Origin of the sequence: Thalassotalea euphylliae, assembly GCF_003390375.1 — a bacterium.
Lineage (GTDB): Bacteria > Pseudomonadota > Gammaproteobacteria > Enterobacterales > Alteromonadaceae > Thalassotalea_F > Thalassotalea_F euphylliae_A.
In genome coordinates, this window is record NZ_QUOT01000001.1 from 132,857 (window position 1) to 149,262 (window position 16,406).

A 16,406-nucleotide genomic window follows, 5' to 3' on the forward strand; every position below is an offset into this window, starting at 1 on the left:
GTAGCCTTACTAAAAGGCGGAAAATGCTTGGCTAAACTTTGCGACGAAGGAGCACAAGCCAAGCGTTTTGCGTCCTTTTGAGTAACTTGTATGGATAATTACCCACCTAAATAACTATTTTCGGTAAAGAGAGACCCAAGCCTTAGCGGCAACTAAGGCCTTCTTTTACAGTAGTTCGATTGATTAATGGCTCCTCAATCGAGAGACCGATAACAAGAACGAACGCTGTAAAAGACTCCAAGCAACATACTCGAATAGTCTACTGGGTCTCGAACCCGCATTATGCAAGCAAGGGTTAGCTTATTATGAAAACAGTCATCAATCAAAAGATTCACGTTGGGGTAGATACAGGTAAGTACCAACTTGATATATATCTTCGTCCTTTGGACATTTACTTCACCGTCCCCAATGACGAAAAAGGGATTGCAGAAGCCATAAATCAGCTCAAGCAATACCCTGTTGAACGCATCGTCATTGAAGCGACAGGGCGGTTAGAAATGCCGTTTATTATGGCGTGTGCGAACAGCAAACTGCCGTTTGTTATCGCCAATCCTATTCACATCAAACGCTTTGCAGGTGCGATTGGACAGCGCGCTAAAACAGACAAACTTGATGCGCAGCTTATCGCTCATTATGGGGAAGTGATTAAACCAGCACTATCACAACTCAAACCAGCCACTATGCAAGTCATGAGTGATTTGGTCGCCAGAAGAAATCAGTTACTTGTGATGCAAACGATGGAAAAGAACCGCCTTCAGTCTTTGCCAAAAAGCTTATCAATGACCATCAAGCCGATACTTACCGCGTTTAAACATCAAATCCTAAAAATTGAAAAGAAACTCGTTGAACTCATCGAATCTTGCCCTGAATACCAGAAGAAAAATACGATTCTGCAAAGCATGACAGGTATCGGCAAAATAGCGGCCGCATCAATCATCAGTAATTTACCAGAGCTTGGCTATGTAACGGGTAAACAAGCGAGCAGCCTAGTTGGTGTTGCGCCGATGAATCGAGAAAGTGGCCGTTATAAAGGACAACGGAGAATCCAAGGTGGGCGGCACCAAGTGCGCACGGTGTTATATATGGCGATGCTGTCAGCGATTCAAAGTAATCCGGTGTTTAAAGATACCTATCAACGATTAGTTGGTGCAGGCAAACCTAAAAAAGTGGCGATAATTGCCTGTATCAGAAAGATGGTGGTGATATTAAATTCGATGCTCAGAGATGAAGTAATGTGGGAAGCGCCAAAAGCTTAAAAATTAGCTGTACTAGTTCAGATAAAATGTACTAGTTCAGACTTGATCTGACAGTTACCCGTTTTTCAATCGGTGACTGTCAGTTTAGATTTGAGCTAAATTCTTCTCAGCCCAAATCGATTTTCCATCAAGTAATGTTTCAAGTGGCGTTCTGCCACAGCACATTTTGCCCTGATGAGTTCGATCATTATTGTAATAAACCATCCATTCGTCCAGATCCTTTTGTAATTCCTCTAACGAGCCATAGAGCCTCTTACGGAACGTAACCTGATAAAACTCCTGCAATATTGTTTTGTGGAAACGTTCACAGATACCATTTGTCTGCGGTGACATCGCTTTCGTTTTTGTATGATCGATATCATTTATTGCTAGATAAAGCTGGTAATCATGATGTTCAACCTTGCCACAATACTCAGTGCCTCGGTCTGTGAGAATGCGTAACATTGGTAGCTCGTGCTGCTCGAAGTAAGGCAAAACCTTGTCGTTGAGTATGTCAGCAGCAGTGATTGGCGTTTTCGTTGTGTAGAGCTTGGCAAATGCAACCTTGCTGTAAGTATCAACGAACGTCTGCTGGTAGATACGGCCAACACCTTTTAGATTACCCACATAAAACGTGTCCTGTGAGCCTAGGTAGCCCGGATGAGCCGTTTCTATCTCGCCACAAGCTTCATCATCGTTCTTTTTCTTCTCAAGTGCAGCAACTTGAGCATCGGTGAGAATGATGCCGTCGTTAGCGACTTTCTCTTCAAGCGCTTTCAGCCGTTTTTTGAAGTTTTCTAAGTCATGGCGCAACCAGATTGAACGCACGCCACTGGCAGATACAAATACGCCTTGCTTACGAAGTTCATTGCTGGTTCTGACTTGGCCGTGCGCGGGGTATTCAATGGCATAATCCATTACTGCTTTTTCGGTTTTTTCATCAACACGATTTTTTATATTTGGTTTTCGGCGGGACTTATCAATAAGCGCATCAATGCCGCCATCTTCAGCCAGCTCTTGATAACGATAAAATGTATCTCGTGATACGCCCATCACTTTGCAAGCTCTGGATACATTACCAAGTTCTTCAGCTAGGTTGAGCAAACCTGCTTTGTGTTTAATGATTGGATTGTTAGTATGAAGCATGAGAGTTACCTCTTTGTTTGTTTTGATTAAAGATTCAGCACCTTTATCAAAACGGGTAACTCTCTACTTTTCAAGAAGATGTGTCAGATCTTGTCTGAACTAATTCAGATAAAACCTATTTTATGAATCAAGAAAACGTCTAGGGTAGTCTGGTCGATTCAGTTTCTATCTCGCCACAAGCTTCATCATCGTTCTTTTTCTTCTCAAGTGCAGCAACTTGAGCATCGGTGAGAATGATGCCGTCGTTAGCGACTTTCTCTTCAAGCGCTTTCAGCCGTTTTTTGAAGTTTTCTAAGTCATGGCGCAACCAGATTGAACGCACGCCACTGGCAGATACAAATACGCCTTGCTTACGAAGTTCATTGCTGGTTCTGACTTGGCCGTGCGCGGGGTATTCAATGGCATAATCCATTACTGCTTTTTCGGTTTTTTCATCAACACGATTTTTTATATTTGGTTTTCGGCGGGACTTATCAATAAGCGCATCAATGCCGCCATCTTCAGCCAGCTCTTGATAACGATAAAATGTATCTCGTGATACGCCCATCACTTTGCAAGCTCTGGATACATTACCAAGTTCTTCAGCTAGGTTGAGCAAACCTGCTTTGTGTTTAATGATTGGATTGTTAGTATGAAGCATGAGAGTTACCTCTTTGTTTGTTTTGATTAAAGATTCAGCACCTTTATCAAAACGGGTAACTCTCTACTTTTCAAGAAGATGTGTCAGATCTTGTCTGAACTAATTCAAATTAGCTATTGACGCCATAGTCTCTTGTTATATTTTCAATTTATCTCTTAGCCCTTGAGGGGCTAGATAAAGAATAGTTTTACCCTTTTTACTCTTAGTAGAAATAAGCAAGTCTTCGTCAACAAGTCCATTTAAATATGTTCTAGCCGTACCCTCGTTAATATCAAAATCTGTTGATACCTGTTTTGAAGTAAATATTTTGCCGGGTTCTTTTACAGCGTCTTTTAATAATTCCAACTGAGCACGTTTAAGTTTCTTGGACAGTGGGCTTTTTTCAATCCATTCCATGAACTGATAAAACTCACTTTTCTTAGCTTCAATATGGTTTTGAAGAGCGTCTACAGCCTTTCTAACAATTTCTGTTTGATGATAAATAAAATAAGTTAAATCTAAGTCATCTGTCTCCGTATAAATATATGCAGTATCGTAATCACTTCTTTTTTCTTGTATTAGTTTACTAATAGAAACGTATTCAAAAAGCCAATACCCACTTCTTAACATAAACCAATAAAACAATGCTCTCGCTGTTCTACCATTTCCGTCACCAAAAGGGTGGATAAAACCTATCATAAAGTGAAGTATGATAGCTTTCACAAGAGGATGAATGAAACTATCACTGTTTTCACCGTCATTACATTGGTTTGCAAATTCACATAGAAGAGTTAGCCGTTCTTTTAAAGATTTATAGCAAGGAGGTTCATGCGCGATTTCGTTATACATATCTTTAACTGTAATATCGTTATCGTTACGAATTTCACCAGGTATTGCATTATTATCAATTGCATTGTGTGTAGCTATTTCATGGAGTTCCAATAACAAAGCTATACTTAATTCTTCATCTTTTCTTTCAACTACCTTTTTCATCAGCAGATAATTATTAAATATCATTTGTTCTGACTTGTCAGAGGGTTTTCTATTATTCTCCAACATGTCTTTTGCCACTTTTCTTGTGGTGGATGCTCCTTCGAGTTGTGATGATGTTATCGCTTCTTCCATCATCAAGTTCTTTACTAAATACCGATCTTTTTCTCGTGCAGTAATAAATGAACCATCACCAATTGAATGACCACCACCAGTTAATTTATCAATATGATGTAGCTGAGAGAATAATGAGTCAGGCACACAATAACTAAATAATTCTCTTTCTTTTTTTCCTTGTAAGGCCTCTATGTATTTAGTAATAGTTTTTCTAGAAAGCTTAGTTGCTATCCAAGCAGCAGTTTCATCATCACCTTTTTCAACCTTCCACTTAAACTTATCCCAGTGAAGATAGTTACCTTTAGGATCTGTGGCTTTATATTTTGCCAATAAATGAATAAAGTTTTGCGGGAGCGTCTCTTCCATTAATTTATTAAATGGAATGGGAGTTCTTATCCGTGCCATAAAACACCTGAAAAAACAAAATTGATAAATCGAGTTTATATTAAATTAAGAACAATTCAACTCAAATATGATTTTTTGTGTTTTTATGCTTATGTAAAAAAGTAAAAAAGTAAAAAAGTAAAAAAGTAAAAAAGTAAAAAAGTAAAAAAGTAAAAAAGTAAAAAAGTAACAATTAAATTTTTATACTTGAGTTTAGTTTCGAGCGGAATAGTTGAAAATATAACGCTTAAATAAACGGCTAAAAATGCTTAGCTATACTTGTGAGTGAAACGAACCAAGCCAAGCATTTTTAGTCCGATTTAATTTTCTTGTATGGATAATTACCCACCTAAATAACCATTTTCGGTAAAGAGAGACCCAAGCCTTAGCGGCAACTAAGGCCTTCTTTTACAGTAGTTCGATTGATTAATGGCTCCTCAATCGAGAGACCGATAACAAGAACGAACGCTGTAAAAGACTCCAAGCAACATACTCGAATAGTCTACTGGGTCTCGAACCCGCATTATGCAAGCAAGGGTTAGCTTATTATGAAAACAGTCATCAATCAAAAGATTCACGTTGGGGTAGATACAGGTAAGTACCAACTTGATATATATCTTCGTCCTTTGGACATTTACTTCACCGTCCCCAATGACGAAAAAGGGATTGCAGAAGCCATAAATCAGCTCAAGCAATACCCTGTTGAACGCATCGTCATTGAAGCGACAGGGCGGTTAGAAATGCCGTTTATTATGGCGTGTGCGAACAGCAAACTGCCGTTTGTTATCGCCAATCCTATTCACATCAAACGCTTTGCAGGTGCGATTGGACAGCGCGCTAAAACAGACAAACTTGATGCGCAGCTTATCGCTCATTATGGGGAAGTGATTAAACCAGCACTATCACAACTCAAACCAGCCACTATGCAAGTCATGAGTGATTTGGTCGCCAGAAGAAATCAGTTACTTGTGATGCAAACGATGGAAAAGAACCGCCTTCAGTCTTTGCCAAAAAGCTTATCAATGACCATCAAGCCGATACTTACCGCGTTTAAACATCAAATCCTAAAAATTGAAAAGAAACTCGTTGAACTCATCGAATCTTGCCCTGAATACCAGAAGAAAAATACGATTCTGCAAAGCATGACAGGTATCGGCAAAATAGCGGCCGCATCAATCATCAGTAATTTACCAGAGCTTGGCTATGTAACGGGTAAACAAGCGAGCAGCCTAGTTGGTGTTGCGCCGATGAATCGAGAAAGTGGCCGTTATAAAGGACAACGGAGAATCCAAGGTGGGCGGCACCAAGTGCGCACGGTGTTATATATGGCGATGCTGTCAGCGATTCAAAGTAATCCGGTGTTTAAAGATACCTATCAACGATTAGTTGGTGCAGGCAAACCTAAAAAAGTGGCGATAATTGCCTGTATCAGAAAGATGGTGGTGATATTAAATTCGATGCTCAGAGACGGAGTAATGTGGGAAGCGCCAAAAGCTAAAAATTAGCTATTGACGCCATAGTCTCTTGTTAGAGTTCAATTACACAAAATGCTCTGGTTTTACTGCGCCAACCGCAATAGAAAGCATAAATACTAGTGCTACCCAACCGAACCAAGCATACTTTAAAAACATCCATGTGCTCGGTTTGGATGCTGATTTAGCTCTTTTGATCATAATGTTGTAATTTCGACCGAGCGATACTGCCCAACAAAAAAATAGAAGCGAAGATAACGCAGCAGCTTTTCTCGGTTCAGGAAATTGAAGCAGAGTAAAACAAACCCCAATACCTACAGCGCCAACCATATCCGATAGCCGAGAGAAATATTCAACAGCAATTCTTTCTTCTTCCGAATTGTATATAACACTTTGCATGCCTCTGTTCCTCGATGAACTCTAACGCCCGCATAATGGGCAAAAAATTGTTGGCTAAAATCAGCGACGAAGGAGCAAAAGCCAACACTTTTTTGTCCCTGTTAATGCGCTTGTTAGCTTTTCAATGCTATGAATTGCAAAATAAAACTAATAAATAAGATACCATACCCTAGAAACCTTGGAGCTTGATCCTCTCCAAGCCACTTCTCTTCTGTTTTCATTGCCAACTTTATTGGAAGTTGTAGCACCGACAATAAAGCTGCATAGGTAAATAGAAAACAAAAAATTAATGGGGTAACCATGTAAGTACCAGTCGCGATGAGCCAGCCTCCTATACGCACATTAGGTAAATAATATCCAATAACCATCAAGCCAATAGAACTGGCAGGGTAATAGGAAATTCTCTGAATGAGTTCATCACTTGGCTGATACACAATGTAAACTGCAAAAAGAGACAGCAAAGAAACGTAAAAGCCGATAGCTTTTATTACAGATATGGCTTCGTGATCCTTTTCATCAAATTCAGACTTGAATAAAATCAACGGGCTTAAGTCATGCGATGCAACTCTGGATAGAAGATCCCTAGACTTACGAAGGAACTTCGGTTTAACTACATCCAAAGCTAGGAGACCCGTACCAAACGCACCAAGAAAAATAGCAGTTTCACTTATCATATCTAAAAATTAATACCGTACTTTCCAAAAAAAGCTAACAATTTATTATGCGACAAAATGTCCAATTTTCTCCTGACGTTTTGTCCAATAATATTCTTCATATTTATTAACCATACCTTAAGCTTATAATTTTAAATAGTATTTCTCCCGATGTTTTTATAGCGCAGGCGAAATTGGACAAAATGTCCACGATCCTGAAATCTTGCAAAATTCACCGTTGCTGTATATAAATACAGTTAATGATTTTGAATCACTATTATTGAGGGACAATAATGAAATCGCAGTTTTTAATGTCTATTCATGACTATATGTATCAACGTCGATACGCAAAACGGACGATTGCTTCTTATCTTAAAGTGATTGCTGACTTTATTCGGTTTCATGAGTTTACTCACCCTAAAGATATGCATGACAAGGAGGTTGAGGCTTTTCTTACATATATTGTCATTCGTAAAAATGTAGCACCAAAAACGCAGGCATTGGCGCTAAACGCGTTAAGTTTTTTATACCGCGAAATTTTGAACAACCCGCTTGGAGTAGAGCTAGCATTTGTGAAAAGTCAGCGGCAAACCAAATTGCCTGTGGTGTTAACCAAGGGAGAAGTTAAGCGGCTAATGAGCTTTATTGCTGCAAAACATCATTTGCTGGTAAGTTTACTCTATGGCAGTGGACTACGTTTAATGGAAGCCGCGAGGCTAAGGGTGATTGATGTAGATACCGACTATCAGTGTTTACGTATTTTTAACGGCAAAGGTGGCAAACACAGAGTGGTTACCTTAGCGCCTGAATTAATTCCGAAGCTTACTGCGCAAATTGACCAAGTGAAGTATTTGTTGTCGTGTGATGTTGAAAATAATCGCTACAGTGGGGTTTGGCTTCCACACCGTTTACGTGAAAAATATAGTGGTGCAAACAAAACTTTGATTTGGCAGTATGTTTTTCCTGCAAGTAGGCTAAGCACAGATGCTGAAAGTGGGTTACTTAGGAGGCATCATATCAATGAAAAGCAGATCCAACGAACGATAAAACAGGCCAGCGCAAATGCACAAATAAACAAGCATGTAACGCCACACACATTGCGACATTCTTTTGCTACACATTTGTTACAATCAGGTGCCGATATTCGTACGGTTCAAGATCAACTCGGGCATAGCGATGTGAAAACAACACAAATTTACACCCACATATTGCAGCAAGGCGCAAATGGGGTACGAAGCCCTCTTTCTGACTTATAGAAACCTAATTTATCAAAACAAGACTTACAAAATCAGTTAAAAAAAAGCCGCTAAGTTGCGCAAAATAGGGCAGTTCAGCGGCTTTTAATTCAGTTACTTAGGCAGTAAATGATTATTTGCTTTGCGAAGCTAAGTATTCGTCGTAAGTACCAGCAAAATCGGTATAACCATCAGCGGTGATTTCGATAATACGCGTTGCCAAGCTAGAAACGAATTCACGGTCATGCGATACGAAAACTAAAGAGCCTTCAAATTGCTCCAACGCCATATTTAATGACTCGATCGACTCCATATCTAAGTGGTTAGTTGGTTCATCCATCACTAAAATATTTGGCTTTTGCATCATTAGCTTGCCGAACAACATACGCCCTTGTTCACCACCAGATAGCACTTTCACTGACTTTTTAATATCGTCAGCAGAGAATAACATACGGCCTAAGAAGCCGCGAATAGTCTGCTCGTCGTCACCTTCTTTACGCCATTGGCTCATCCAGTCGAATAAGTTCATGTCCTCTTCAAACTCGTGAGCGTGATCTTGCGCGTAGTAACCTATGTTGTGATTTTCTGACCATTTCACTTCACCCGAATCTGGGGCTAATTCGCTCATTAAGGTACGTAAGAAAGTGGTTTTACCGACACCGTTCTCACCAATAACCGCAATGCGCTCACCCACTTCTGCCATTAAGTTGATGTTTTTTAGCACGTGTAAATCGTCGAAGCTTTTGTTTAAGCCTTCAATTTCAATCACGTTTCTGAACAAGGGCTTTTCTTGTTCAAAGCGAATGAATGGGTTAACACGGCTGGAAGCTTTTACTTCATCTAATTGAATTTTATCAATTTGCTTAGCGCGTGACGTGGCTTGCTTTGCTTTAGAAGCGTTAGCCGAGAAGCGCGCTACGAATGTTTTTAACTCAGCAATTTGTGCTTGCTTCTTAGCGTTGTCAGCTAATAAACGAGCGCGGGCTTGCGTAGCCGCCAGCATATATTCGTCGTAGTTACCTGGGTAAACACGCAGCTCGCCATAGTCTAAATCTGCCATGTGGGTACACACTGAGTTTAAGAAGTGACGGTCATGGGAAATAATGATCATGGTTGAATCACGTTCGTTTAGCGTGTCTTCAAGCCACTTGATGGTGTGAATATCCAAGTTGTTGGTTGGCTCGTCGAGTAGCAGAATATCTGGATCAGAAAATAGCGCTTGGGCAAGTAACACACGTAATTTCCAGCCCGGTGCAACTTCACTCATTTTGCCGTAGTGCTGCTCGGTAGGAATACCCACGCCAAGTAGTAATTCACCGGCGCGGCTTTCTGCACTGTAACCGTCCATTTCTGCGTAAAGTGATTCCAAATCGCCAACACGCATACCGTCTTCTTCGCTCATTTCTGGCAGGGCGTAAATGCGATCGCGCTCTTCTTTAACTGCCCATAACTCGGTGTGACCCATAATAACGGTATCAACAACTGAGTAGTCTTCAAAAGCAAACTGGTCTTGGCGAAGCTTACCAATGCGATCGTTTTGATCTAGGCTGATGTTGCCGCCGGTTGGCTCCAAATCGCTACCTAAAATTTTCATAAAGGTAGATTTACCACAACCATTGGCACCGATAAGACCATAGCGGTTACCGTTACCAAATTTCTGTGAAATGTTTTCAAACAGTGGCTTAGCACCAAACTGTTGGGTGATATTGTTTGCAATTAGCACGTGATATTTTCCTTAGTGGAGCGGCTAGCGATAAAATGCCAGCGCTCGCAATTTAGATAATTTTAAATCTGTTTCGTCTTGTTTTAGCAGCCAGTGCTGTCGCTAGCGCTGGCGTCGTTTATTCTTGTTTGCTGCTGGTTTTTCGGTAGAAAACCGTGGTTTCGAACTACTTGGCTTTGAATTATTAGCTTTCGAATGATTGTGCTTATCATAAGGGCGCTTTTTACCGCTAGCGCCTGATTTTTTATCGTCACCTTGTCTATCGGTGAATTGGTCATTACTAAAGCGCGTTAACCCTTTTTTGCCATTATTGTTCGAGGTGCTTTTTACGCCTTCGCCTTTTTTAAAGCCTTGCGCATTATTTTTGCCTTTACCGCCTTTCTTATGATGCTGATAGCTGCCTTCTTGCTTGCTTTCAGCCGGCACTAAACAGCCGGGTTTATTACCAATAAGCTTGTGGGCTAAGCCCATTTTGGCTAAGGCTTCACGGATAAGCGGCCAGTTATTTGGATCGTGATAACGCAATATCGCCTTGTGCAGTCGGCGCTGACGGCCACCTTTAGGCACAGGCACGCTTTCGCTGTTTTTTCTAACGTTGCGTAGCGAGTCGATTTCCGTGTGATAAAGCGTTGTCGCGTTGGCGAGTGGTGAAGGGTAAAAGTTTTGTACCTGATCTAGCTTAAAGTCATTCTCTTTTAGCCATAGCGCCAAGTTCACCATATCCATATCTGTGGTGCCTGGGTGTGCCGAAATAAAATACGGGATCAAATACTGCTTTTTACCAACGGCTTTTGAATATTTGTCGAAAAGCTCTTTAAAGCGATAGTAGCTGCCCATACCGGGCTTCATCATTTTGTTGAGCGGGCCTTCTTCGGTATGCTCAGGCGCAATTTTTAAATAGCCGCCAACATGATGCTCAGCGAGTTCTTTCACATAAGCAGGGTCTTCTACCGCAAGGTCATATCGCACACCAGAGGCAATCAAGACCTTTTTAATGCCTTTAACATTACGCGCTTTACGATAAAGGTTAATGGTTGGCGTATGGTCGGTATCTAAATGACCACAAATGGTCGGCCAAACACAACTTGGCTTGCGACATGTCGCCTCAGCTTTCGGGCTTTTACAGCGTAGCTGGTACATGTTGGCAGTTGGCCCGCCTAAATCAGAAATAACGCCGGTAAAGCCCGGCACTTTTTCTTTAATATCTTCAATTTCTTGTAAAATCGACTCTTCTGAGCGCGATTGAATAATACGCCCTTCGTGCTCGGTAATGGAACAGAAAGTACAGCCTCCGAAACAGCCGCGCATGATGTTAATTGACGTTTTGATCATGTCGTAGGCAGGAATTTTTGCCTTGCCGTATACAGGATGTGGCACGCGTTGATATGGTAGGCCAAATACGCCATCCATTTCTGCTTCTGATAGTGGGTAAGCAGGCGGGTTTAACCAGATAATGCGGTCAGCATGTTTTTGTACCAACGGCTTGGCACTGCCGGGGTTTACTTCTTGATGGAAAATACGAGAAGCATGGGCATACAGCATTTTGTTATCGCGCACTTGCTCAAAGGTTGGCAAGTTAATGTAGGTGGTTTCCCACGGCTTACTTTTCTTTTCCCACGTTTTATTTCTAAAGTCGGCTATCTGAATAGGTTGTGGTGCTTTGGTGATATCTTTTTCTGGTTCAACTGTTTGTACGTCATTTTTTACATTAGTGTTGCCTGAACTTTTAGCCGAGTCGCAAGCGTCACTAGCCGTTGTATCAATATAAGGGCTTGGGATTGGGTCAATTTTCCCCGGTTTGTCAATTGAGCGAGAATCGATGCCTTTCCAGCCGGGTAGGGCGTGCTTGGCCAAAAACGCCGTACCGCGCACGTCAGTAATGGTGCTAACGTCTTCACCACGAGCGATACGATGGCTAACTTCCACTAACGGGCGCTCGGCATTGCCGTAAATTAAAATATCGGCCTTGGCATCGAATAAAATTGAGCGACGTACTTTTTCTGACCAGTAATCATAATGAGCGATACGGCGCAAGCTTGCTTCAATACCGCCGAGCACTACAGGCACATCTTTATAGGCTTCTTTACAGCGCTGTGAATAAACAAGGGTAGCGCGATCGGGGCGTTTACCCCCTTCGTTGTTTGGGGTATAGGCATCGTCGTGGCGTAAACGTCGCTCAGCGGTGTAGCGATTGATCATTGAGTCCATATTGCCTGCAGTTACGCCGAAATATAGATTTGGTTTACCCAGCTGCATAAAGGCTTCTTTAGAATGCCAATCAGGCTGAGCAATAATGCCTACGCGAAAGCCTTGCGATTCCAGCATACGACCAATCACCGCCATGCCAAAGCTTGGGTGATCAACGTAGGCGTCACCCGTAACTAAAATAATATCGCAGCTATCCCAGCCGAGTTCGTCCATTTCTGCCCGTGACATTGGCAAAAACGGTGCCGTGCCATAGCATTCTGCCCAGTATTTTGGGTACTCAAACAAGGTGGTTTTCGGCTGTGGAATCATTAAGTTGACCTATATGTAACCTATGTATAAATAATCAATCGCTAGTAATTGTTAGCTAATTGACCGCTAAATCGCTAGCAGGCGCGCGATTATAGCAAACTAAATGATCTGTGTTTAGCGTCAACTTTCTTTAAACAATTCGATAGCTTAGTAAATTACGACTAAGCTTTGTTTTAGTTAGAGTTTTTTGAATCTGCTGAATTCATCGGCAAATGAACGCGGTTGGTGACAACTGGTTTACATTTCCTTAACGGAAAAAATAAGGTATTTTGTGTCGCCATTACAAGTATCACGCACGATAACGTGCGCAATAACACGCAGTGCCGCGCATTAACGCACGAAAACGCATCAGGAATTTAAACACTATCATGTATAGTACCTATATTGCTCGACAGGCAATTTTAGACAGAAATGCCAACACCATTGGCTATGAGTTGTTGTTTCGCGACAGCCCGAAAAATGAGTTTCCACTGATTGACCCTGACGTTGCCAGTTCGAAACTGATTATTCAAAACCATATACATGGCGATATTGAAGCCATCACCATGGGTAAAACGGCATTTATTAATTTTACCGAAGAGTGCCTAGTTAATAAGTTTCCTTTGTTGTTTGATCCTAATTCGATTGTTATCGAAATTATGAGTAAGGGAAGCGATATCGCTCGACTGCTTAAATTAGCAAAATTGTATCATCAACGCGGCTATCAGCTAGCTTTAACCGAATACGATACCGATCCGAAGTGGGATGTATTCTTCCCGTATATTGCCTTTATTAAGGTTGATATTGACGTTATTAACCCAAAGCGCTTATTTGCTGTGACCGAGCGCATAAAGCCGCATGATATTAAGTTAGTTGCCGAAAAAGTTGAAAGTAACTTGCAGTTATTGTCGTTGGTTGAGGTCGGTTTTAACTATTACCAAGGGTACTTTTATCACGAGCCTGAAATCATTGAAGGGCAGACATTAGCACCAGTGAAAGCGCAAATGATGCAGCTAATGAATGAGGCATTTAAGACCCCGTTAGATTTCAACGCGATTGCCGATATCATTAGTCATGATGTGCAATTAAGCGTTGGCTTGCTGAAAATGGTCAACAATGTTGCGACAGGAACTCGTGTAGAAATCACTTCACTAAAACAGGCGGTTGCTTACTTGGGCGAAGAAAAAGTTCGTCAGTTTGTTTCTATTTTGGCACTGTCAAAACTTACCACAGAAAAAACAGAGGAAGCGGCAAAACAAGCGCTGGTGACTGCAAAGTTGATGGAGGCGATCGCCAGCCAAGGAATGTTTGTCGAAATCAAAGATTTGGCTTTTATTACCGGGTTATTAAGTTCGATTGATGTTGTGCTTGGTCAGCCGATTAGTGAGGTGGTTAAGCAAATTCCACTAGCGCAACAAATTGAGTTGGCATTACTAGGTAAAGATGGATTGTTAGGCGAATTATTACAGCTCACCACAAGCTATATTCTCGGCAATAGCGATGATATTAATAGCTTAATTGATACCTACATGTTAGACGCGCAGGTAATTCATCAAGAATTTGTGGCAGCGAGCAAATGGTGTCAAAGTTTTTCTAATTAACTCTCAGTCAGTTACGCTTTTATATCTAAACGAATAAATTAAGTCGAGGCAAATTAAACTAAGCCAAAAGTAATTAGCAGGCCAAAATAAGAAAAGCCTGCTAGTTATCTAAATTGGTATTGGCACTGAATTTATGAAAAGTACTTATCGCAAGTACTCATGAAAACATGCCTGATATTCATAAGTCGCTGGATAAACATCACGCATCGCGATGAAGTTTTGAACAATTTGGCGGGTTGCCTTAAAATTTAGTTACTTTAGCCCATCTAATAGCGAATAACTTGTCCATCAAAGCCTTATTGACAACTACATTTCTCACCTTCTCGTTATTTTGCACAAAAACTCCGGCACGCGAGCACATCAACATTGGCTATGGTGTGAATAACAGCCCGCCATATGCGTTAATTGAGCAGGAGCAGCTAACTGGAGGCGTGATTTACGATATTGCAGTACAGGTGGCTAAAGAGCTCGATTTAGACACTAATTTTGTGTTTCTCCCTAGAACAAGAGTTGAGCAATATTTGCTTGATGGCACATTAGATGTTTACTTTATTTCGAACCCAAAGTGGATAACGGCACCTGAAATTATTTGGTCAGAGCCAATGTTTGATGAACAAAACGTTATTGTTCAACTTAGTGGTGAACAAGATTATACAAAACTTAGTGATCTTTATGAGAAGCGCATAGGTACTGTACACGGCTATATTTATCCGGCTTTAACTGGTTCGTTCGAGCGACAAGATATTTATCGGTCAGATGTAAAGTCATTGCTAGATAACTTTCAACGTCTCGATAAGGGCTGGATTGATGGCTTTGTAGGCTCTGATATTTTGATTCACCATGCATTGCAAAAAAGTGGTGAAGACGAACGCTTTCAAATAGCCAGTTATTTGGTCAGTCACCATGAAATTCGTACGGCGATATCACCAAAGTCTAAAATTTCTGTAGCTAAACTGCTTGCGGTTATCAATCGCTTAACGTCAGACGGTGTTATTGACAAAATATTAGCGGGTTATATCGAACATTAACCTTAGGGTTAATGACAAGTATAAAATTGATTATTATCATAGGTTTTCTAACTCTTTTGTTTTATCGGCCAGCGAATATCGTGGCCTAAGTCTTCTCTTTTGCATTATAAAAATAGCTTATACAGCCTAGCGGCAATTTTTATCTGCCTTGCGCTAGGATATCTCACTTTCGCCGTATTTGATTTACTGCCAGCAAGCTTATATGGCATGTGTTACTTTGCCTTTGGTTTACATTTAAATGTATTTGATGCAAAGCGCGTCGCGGACACAGTCAGTTTTATGATCAAAAACATCAGTGTCTGCTTCGTGCCTGCTGGTGTTGGCATTATGAATTACTTTGACCTGATCAGGGCGAGCGGCTGGCAATTATTACTGTTTACCATTATTTCGACCTTTGCGTTGATGATAATCGTCGGCTGGCTTTATCAAACTGCGACAACAGGGAAAAGCCGAAAACATGGCAACTTAGTATCAAAATCAACGCCTGAGTCGGTAACGGGTAAGCCGCCAACGTCCAAGCCACGAGCACCTGAGCCAACAAGTGAAAGGGAGCAAGCCTTATGACGAGTGCGCTAATACTCGAATTTATTGTGTACTGCTTGCTGACCTTAGTGATTTATCAAGCATGTGCAAAGCTCCAGCAACGCACCAAGCGTATTTGGCTCAACCCTATGGTGTTAGCCATGTTGGTTATCATTCCGTTATTGCTGATTAATAACATCAGCTATGAGCAATATTACCAATACACTCAGGTTTACACTTTCTTGCTAGAACCGGCTGTGGTTGCACTAGGCTTTCCGTTATATCAGCAATTGCACACCATACGAGATGAAATAACGCATGTTTCTTGGGTGCTGTCGGTCGCAATTATCATTATGCTAGGTGCTAATTTGGGCATGGCGATGTGGTTGTTCCAACAGCAAGATGTGGCGGTGTCGCTATCGTTAAAATCAGTAACTACGCCAATTGGCTTAGCGTTAACGGAACAATTAAAAGGTGTGGCAGCGATTACTGCGGTTGGCATTATTGTCGCCGGTGTAGCTGGTGCTGTATTGGGTCCTAAATTGCTTAACGCGCTAGGCATTAGCGATAGTAAATCGCAAGGGTTAGCGATTGGCTGTGCAAGTCACGCATTGGGTACGGCGACTATTACGTCAATTAGTTATCAACACGGTGCATTTGCCTCGCTCGCATTGATTTTATCTGCGTTATTAACTGCGATTTTCTCGCCTGTACTGACGCCAATTATATTTAGCTTGCTTTAGCCAAAATACTAAAATGGCGAAAACACAGGAATGACCAAAATAC

Annotated in this window: 13 protein-coding genes and 1 pseudogene; 7 read left to right on the forward strand and 7 right to left on the reverse strand. The window is 41.3% G+C overall.

Features of this window, described 5'->3' with window-relative positions:
- Window positions 1-305: 305 nt before the first annotated feature.
- Window positions 306-1,256 (forward strand): IS110 family transposase, encoded by a 951-nt coding sequence (locus tag DXX94_RS00630; protein ID WP_116013201.1) that lies wholly within the window; start codon window positions 306-308, stop codon window positions 1,254-1,256.
- A gap of 84 nt (window positions 1,257-1,340) precedes the next feature.
- Here DXX94_RS00630 and DXX94_RS00635 read toward each other — a convergent pair whose 3' ends face one another.
- The 3 genes and pseudogenes from DXX94_RS00635 to DXX94_RS00645 form a co-directional block, all read right to left on the reverse strand.
- Entirely contained in the window at window positions 1,341-2,381 is a 1,041-nt protein-coding gene (locus DXX94_RS00635; protein WP_116013192.1) for an IS481 family transposase, read from the reverse strand.
- A gap of 160 nt (window positions 2,382-2,541) precedes the next feature.
- A pseudogene (locus DXX94_RS00640) lies at window positions 2,542-3,021 on the reverse strand (helix-turn-helix domain-containing protein); the annotation flags it as partial.
- Between the two features lie 135 nt (window positions 3,022-3,156).
- Window positions 3,157-4,512: a Fic family protein gene (locus DXX94_RS00645; protein WP_116013202.1), complete on the reverse strand. Its 1,356-nt coding sequence runs from the start codon at window positions 4,510-4,512 to the stop codon at window positions 3,157-3,159.
- A gap of 527 nt (window positions 4,513-5,039) precedes the next feature.
- Between DXX94_RS00645 and DXX94_RS00650 the strand changes: the two genes are divergently transcribed.
- Complete coding sequence (locus tag DXX94_RS00650) at window positions 5,040-5,996, forward strand: IS110 family transposase (RefSeq protein WP_116013204.1); 957 nt, start codon at window positions 5,040-5,042, stop codon at window positions 5,994-5,996.
- A gap of 33 nt (window positions 5,997-6,029) precedes the next feature.
- Here the strand turns inward: DXX94_RS00650 and DXX94_RS19230 are convergent, their stop codons facing one another.
- Together DXX94_RS19230 and DXX94_RS00660 are read right to left on the reverse strand one after the other, a co-directional pair.
- Window positions 6,030-6,362: a hypothetical protein gene (locus DXX94_RS19230; RefSeq protein WP_181901448.1), complete on the reverse strand. Its 333-nt coding sequence runs from the start codon at window positions 6,360-6,362 to the stop codon at window positions 6,030-6,032.
- 113 nt (window positions 6,363-6,475) lie between these two features.
- Entirely contained in the window at window positions 6,476-7,036 is a 561-nt protein-coding gene (locus tag DXX94_RS00660; protein ID WP_116013207.1) for a hypothetical protein, read from the reverse strand.
- 272 nt (window positions 7,037-7,308) lie between these two features.
- Between DXX94_RS00660 and DXX94_RS00665 the strand changes: the two genes are divergently transcribed.
- The gene (locus DXX94_RS00665) at window positions 7,309-8,271 is read left to right on the forward strand and encodes an integron integrase (RefSeq protein WP_116013209.1); all 963 of its coding nucleotides are present in this window, start codon (window positions 7,309-7,311) and stop codon (window positions 8,269-8,271) included.
- Between the two features lie 112 nt (window positions 8,272-8,383).
- Here DXX94_RS00665 and DXX94_RS00670 read toward each other — a convergent pair whose 3' ends face one another.
- Window positions 8,384-9,973 carry an ABC-F family ATPase gene (locus tag DXX94_RS00670; protein ID WP_116013211.1) on the reverse strand — a complete coding sequence of 530 codons (1,590 nt, stop codon included), beginning with the start codon at window positions 9,971-9,973 and terminating at the stop codon, window positions 8,384-8,386.
- A gap of 102 nt (window positions 9,974-10,075) precedes the next feature.
- Window positions 10,076-12,490 carry a YgiQ family radical SAM protein gene (locus DXX94_RS00675; RefSeq protein ID WP_116013212.1) on the reverse strand — a complete coding sequence of 805 codons (2,415 nt, stop codon included), beginning with the start codon at window positions 12,488-12,490 and terminating at the stop codon, window positions 10,076-10,078.
- 368 nt (window positions 12,491-12,858) lie between these two features.
- Between DXX94_RS00675 and DXX94_RS00680 the strand changes: the two genes are divergently transcribed.
- The 4 genes from DXX94_RS00680 to DXX94_RS00695 all read left to right on the forward strand — a co-directional run bounded on the left by DXX94_RS00680 (window position 12,859) and on the right by DXX94_RS00695 (window position 16,363).
- Window positions 12,859-14,070 (forward strand): EAL and HDOD domain-containing protein, encoded by a 1,212-nt coding sequence (locus tag DXX94_RS00680; protein WP_116013214.1) that lies wholly within the window; start codon window positions 12,859-12,861, stop codon window positions 14,068-14,070.
- A gap of 299 nt (window positions 14,071-14,369) precedes the next feature.
- The gene (locus DXX94_RS00685; protein ID WP_181901449.1) at window positions 14,370-15,098 is read left to right on the forward strand and encodes a substrate-binding periplasmic protein; all 729 of its coding nucleotides are present in this window, start codon (window positions 14,370-14,372) and stop codon (window positions 15,096-15,098) included.
- A 99-nt stretch (window positions 15,099-15,197) separates the two neighbouring features.
- The gene (locus DXX94_RS00690; protein ID WP_116013217.1) at window positions 15,198-15,662 is read left to right on the forward strand and encodes a CidA/LrgA family protein; all 465 of its coding nucleotides are present in this window, start codon (window positions 15,198-15,200) and stop codon (window positions 15,660-15,662) included.
- Window positions 15,659-16,363 (forward strand): LrgB family protein, encoded by a 705-nt coding sequence (locus DXX94_RS00695; protein ID WP_116013218.1) that lies wholly within the window; start codon window positions 15,659-15,661, stop codon window positions 16,361-16,363. The genes DXX94_RS00690 and DXX94_RS00695 overlap by 4 nt, the downstream gene beginning before the upstream one ends.
- Window positions 16,364-16,406 lie beyond the last annotated feature (43 nt).

What these genes read in the sequence shown, in the direction of transcription:
- DXX94_RS00680 (WP_116013214.1), top strand. Translation starts at nt 12,859, where the DNA reads ATGTATAGTACCTATATTGCTCGACAGGCAATTTTAGACAGAAATGCC.
- DXX94_RS00675 (WP_116013212.1), bottom strand. Translation starts at nt 12,490, where the DNA reads ATGATTCCACAGCCGAAAACCACCTTGTTTGAGTACCCAAAATACTGG.
- DXX94_RS00630 (WP_116013201.1), top strand. Translation starts at nt 306, where the DNA reads ATGAAAACAGTCATCAATCAAAAGATTCACGTTGGGGTAGATACAGGT.
- DXX94_RS19230 (WP_181901448.1), bottom strand. Translation starts at nt 6,362, where the DNA reads ATGCAAAGTGTTATATACAATTCGGAAGAAGAAAGAATTGCTGTTGAA.
- DXX94_RS00650 (WP_116013204.1), top strand. Translation starts at nt 5,040, where the DNA reads ATGAAAACAGTCATCAATCAAAAGATTCACGTTGGGGTAGATACAGGT.
- DXX94_RS00635 (WP_116013192.1), bottom strand. Translation starts at nt 2,381, where the DNA reads ATGCTTCATACTAACAATCCAATCATTAAACACAAAGCAGGTTTGCTC.
- DXX94_RS00660 (WP_116013207.1), bottom strand. Translation starts at nt 7,036, where the DNA reads ATGATAAGTGAAACTGCTATTTTTCTTGGTGCGTTTGGTACGGGTCTC.
- DXX94_RS00665 (WP_116013209.1), top strand. Translation starts at nt 7,309, where the DNA reads ATGAAATCGCAGTTTTTAATGTCTATTCATGACTATATGTATCAACGT.
- DXX94_RS00695 (WP_116013218.1), top strand. Translation starts at nt 15,659, where the DNA reads ATGACGAGTGCGCTAATACTCGAATTTATTGTGTACTGCTTGCTGACC.
- DXX94_RS00645 (WP_116013202.1), bottom strand. Translation starts at nt 4,512, where the DNA reads ATGGCACGGATAAGAACTCCCATTCCATTTAATAAATTAATGGAAGAG.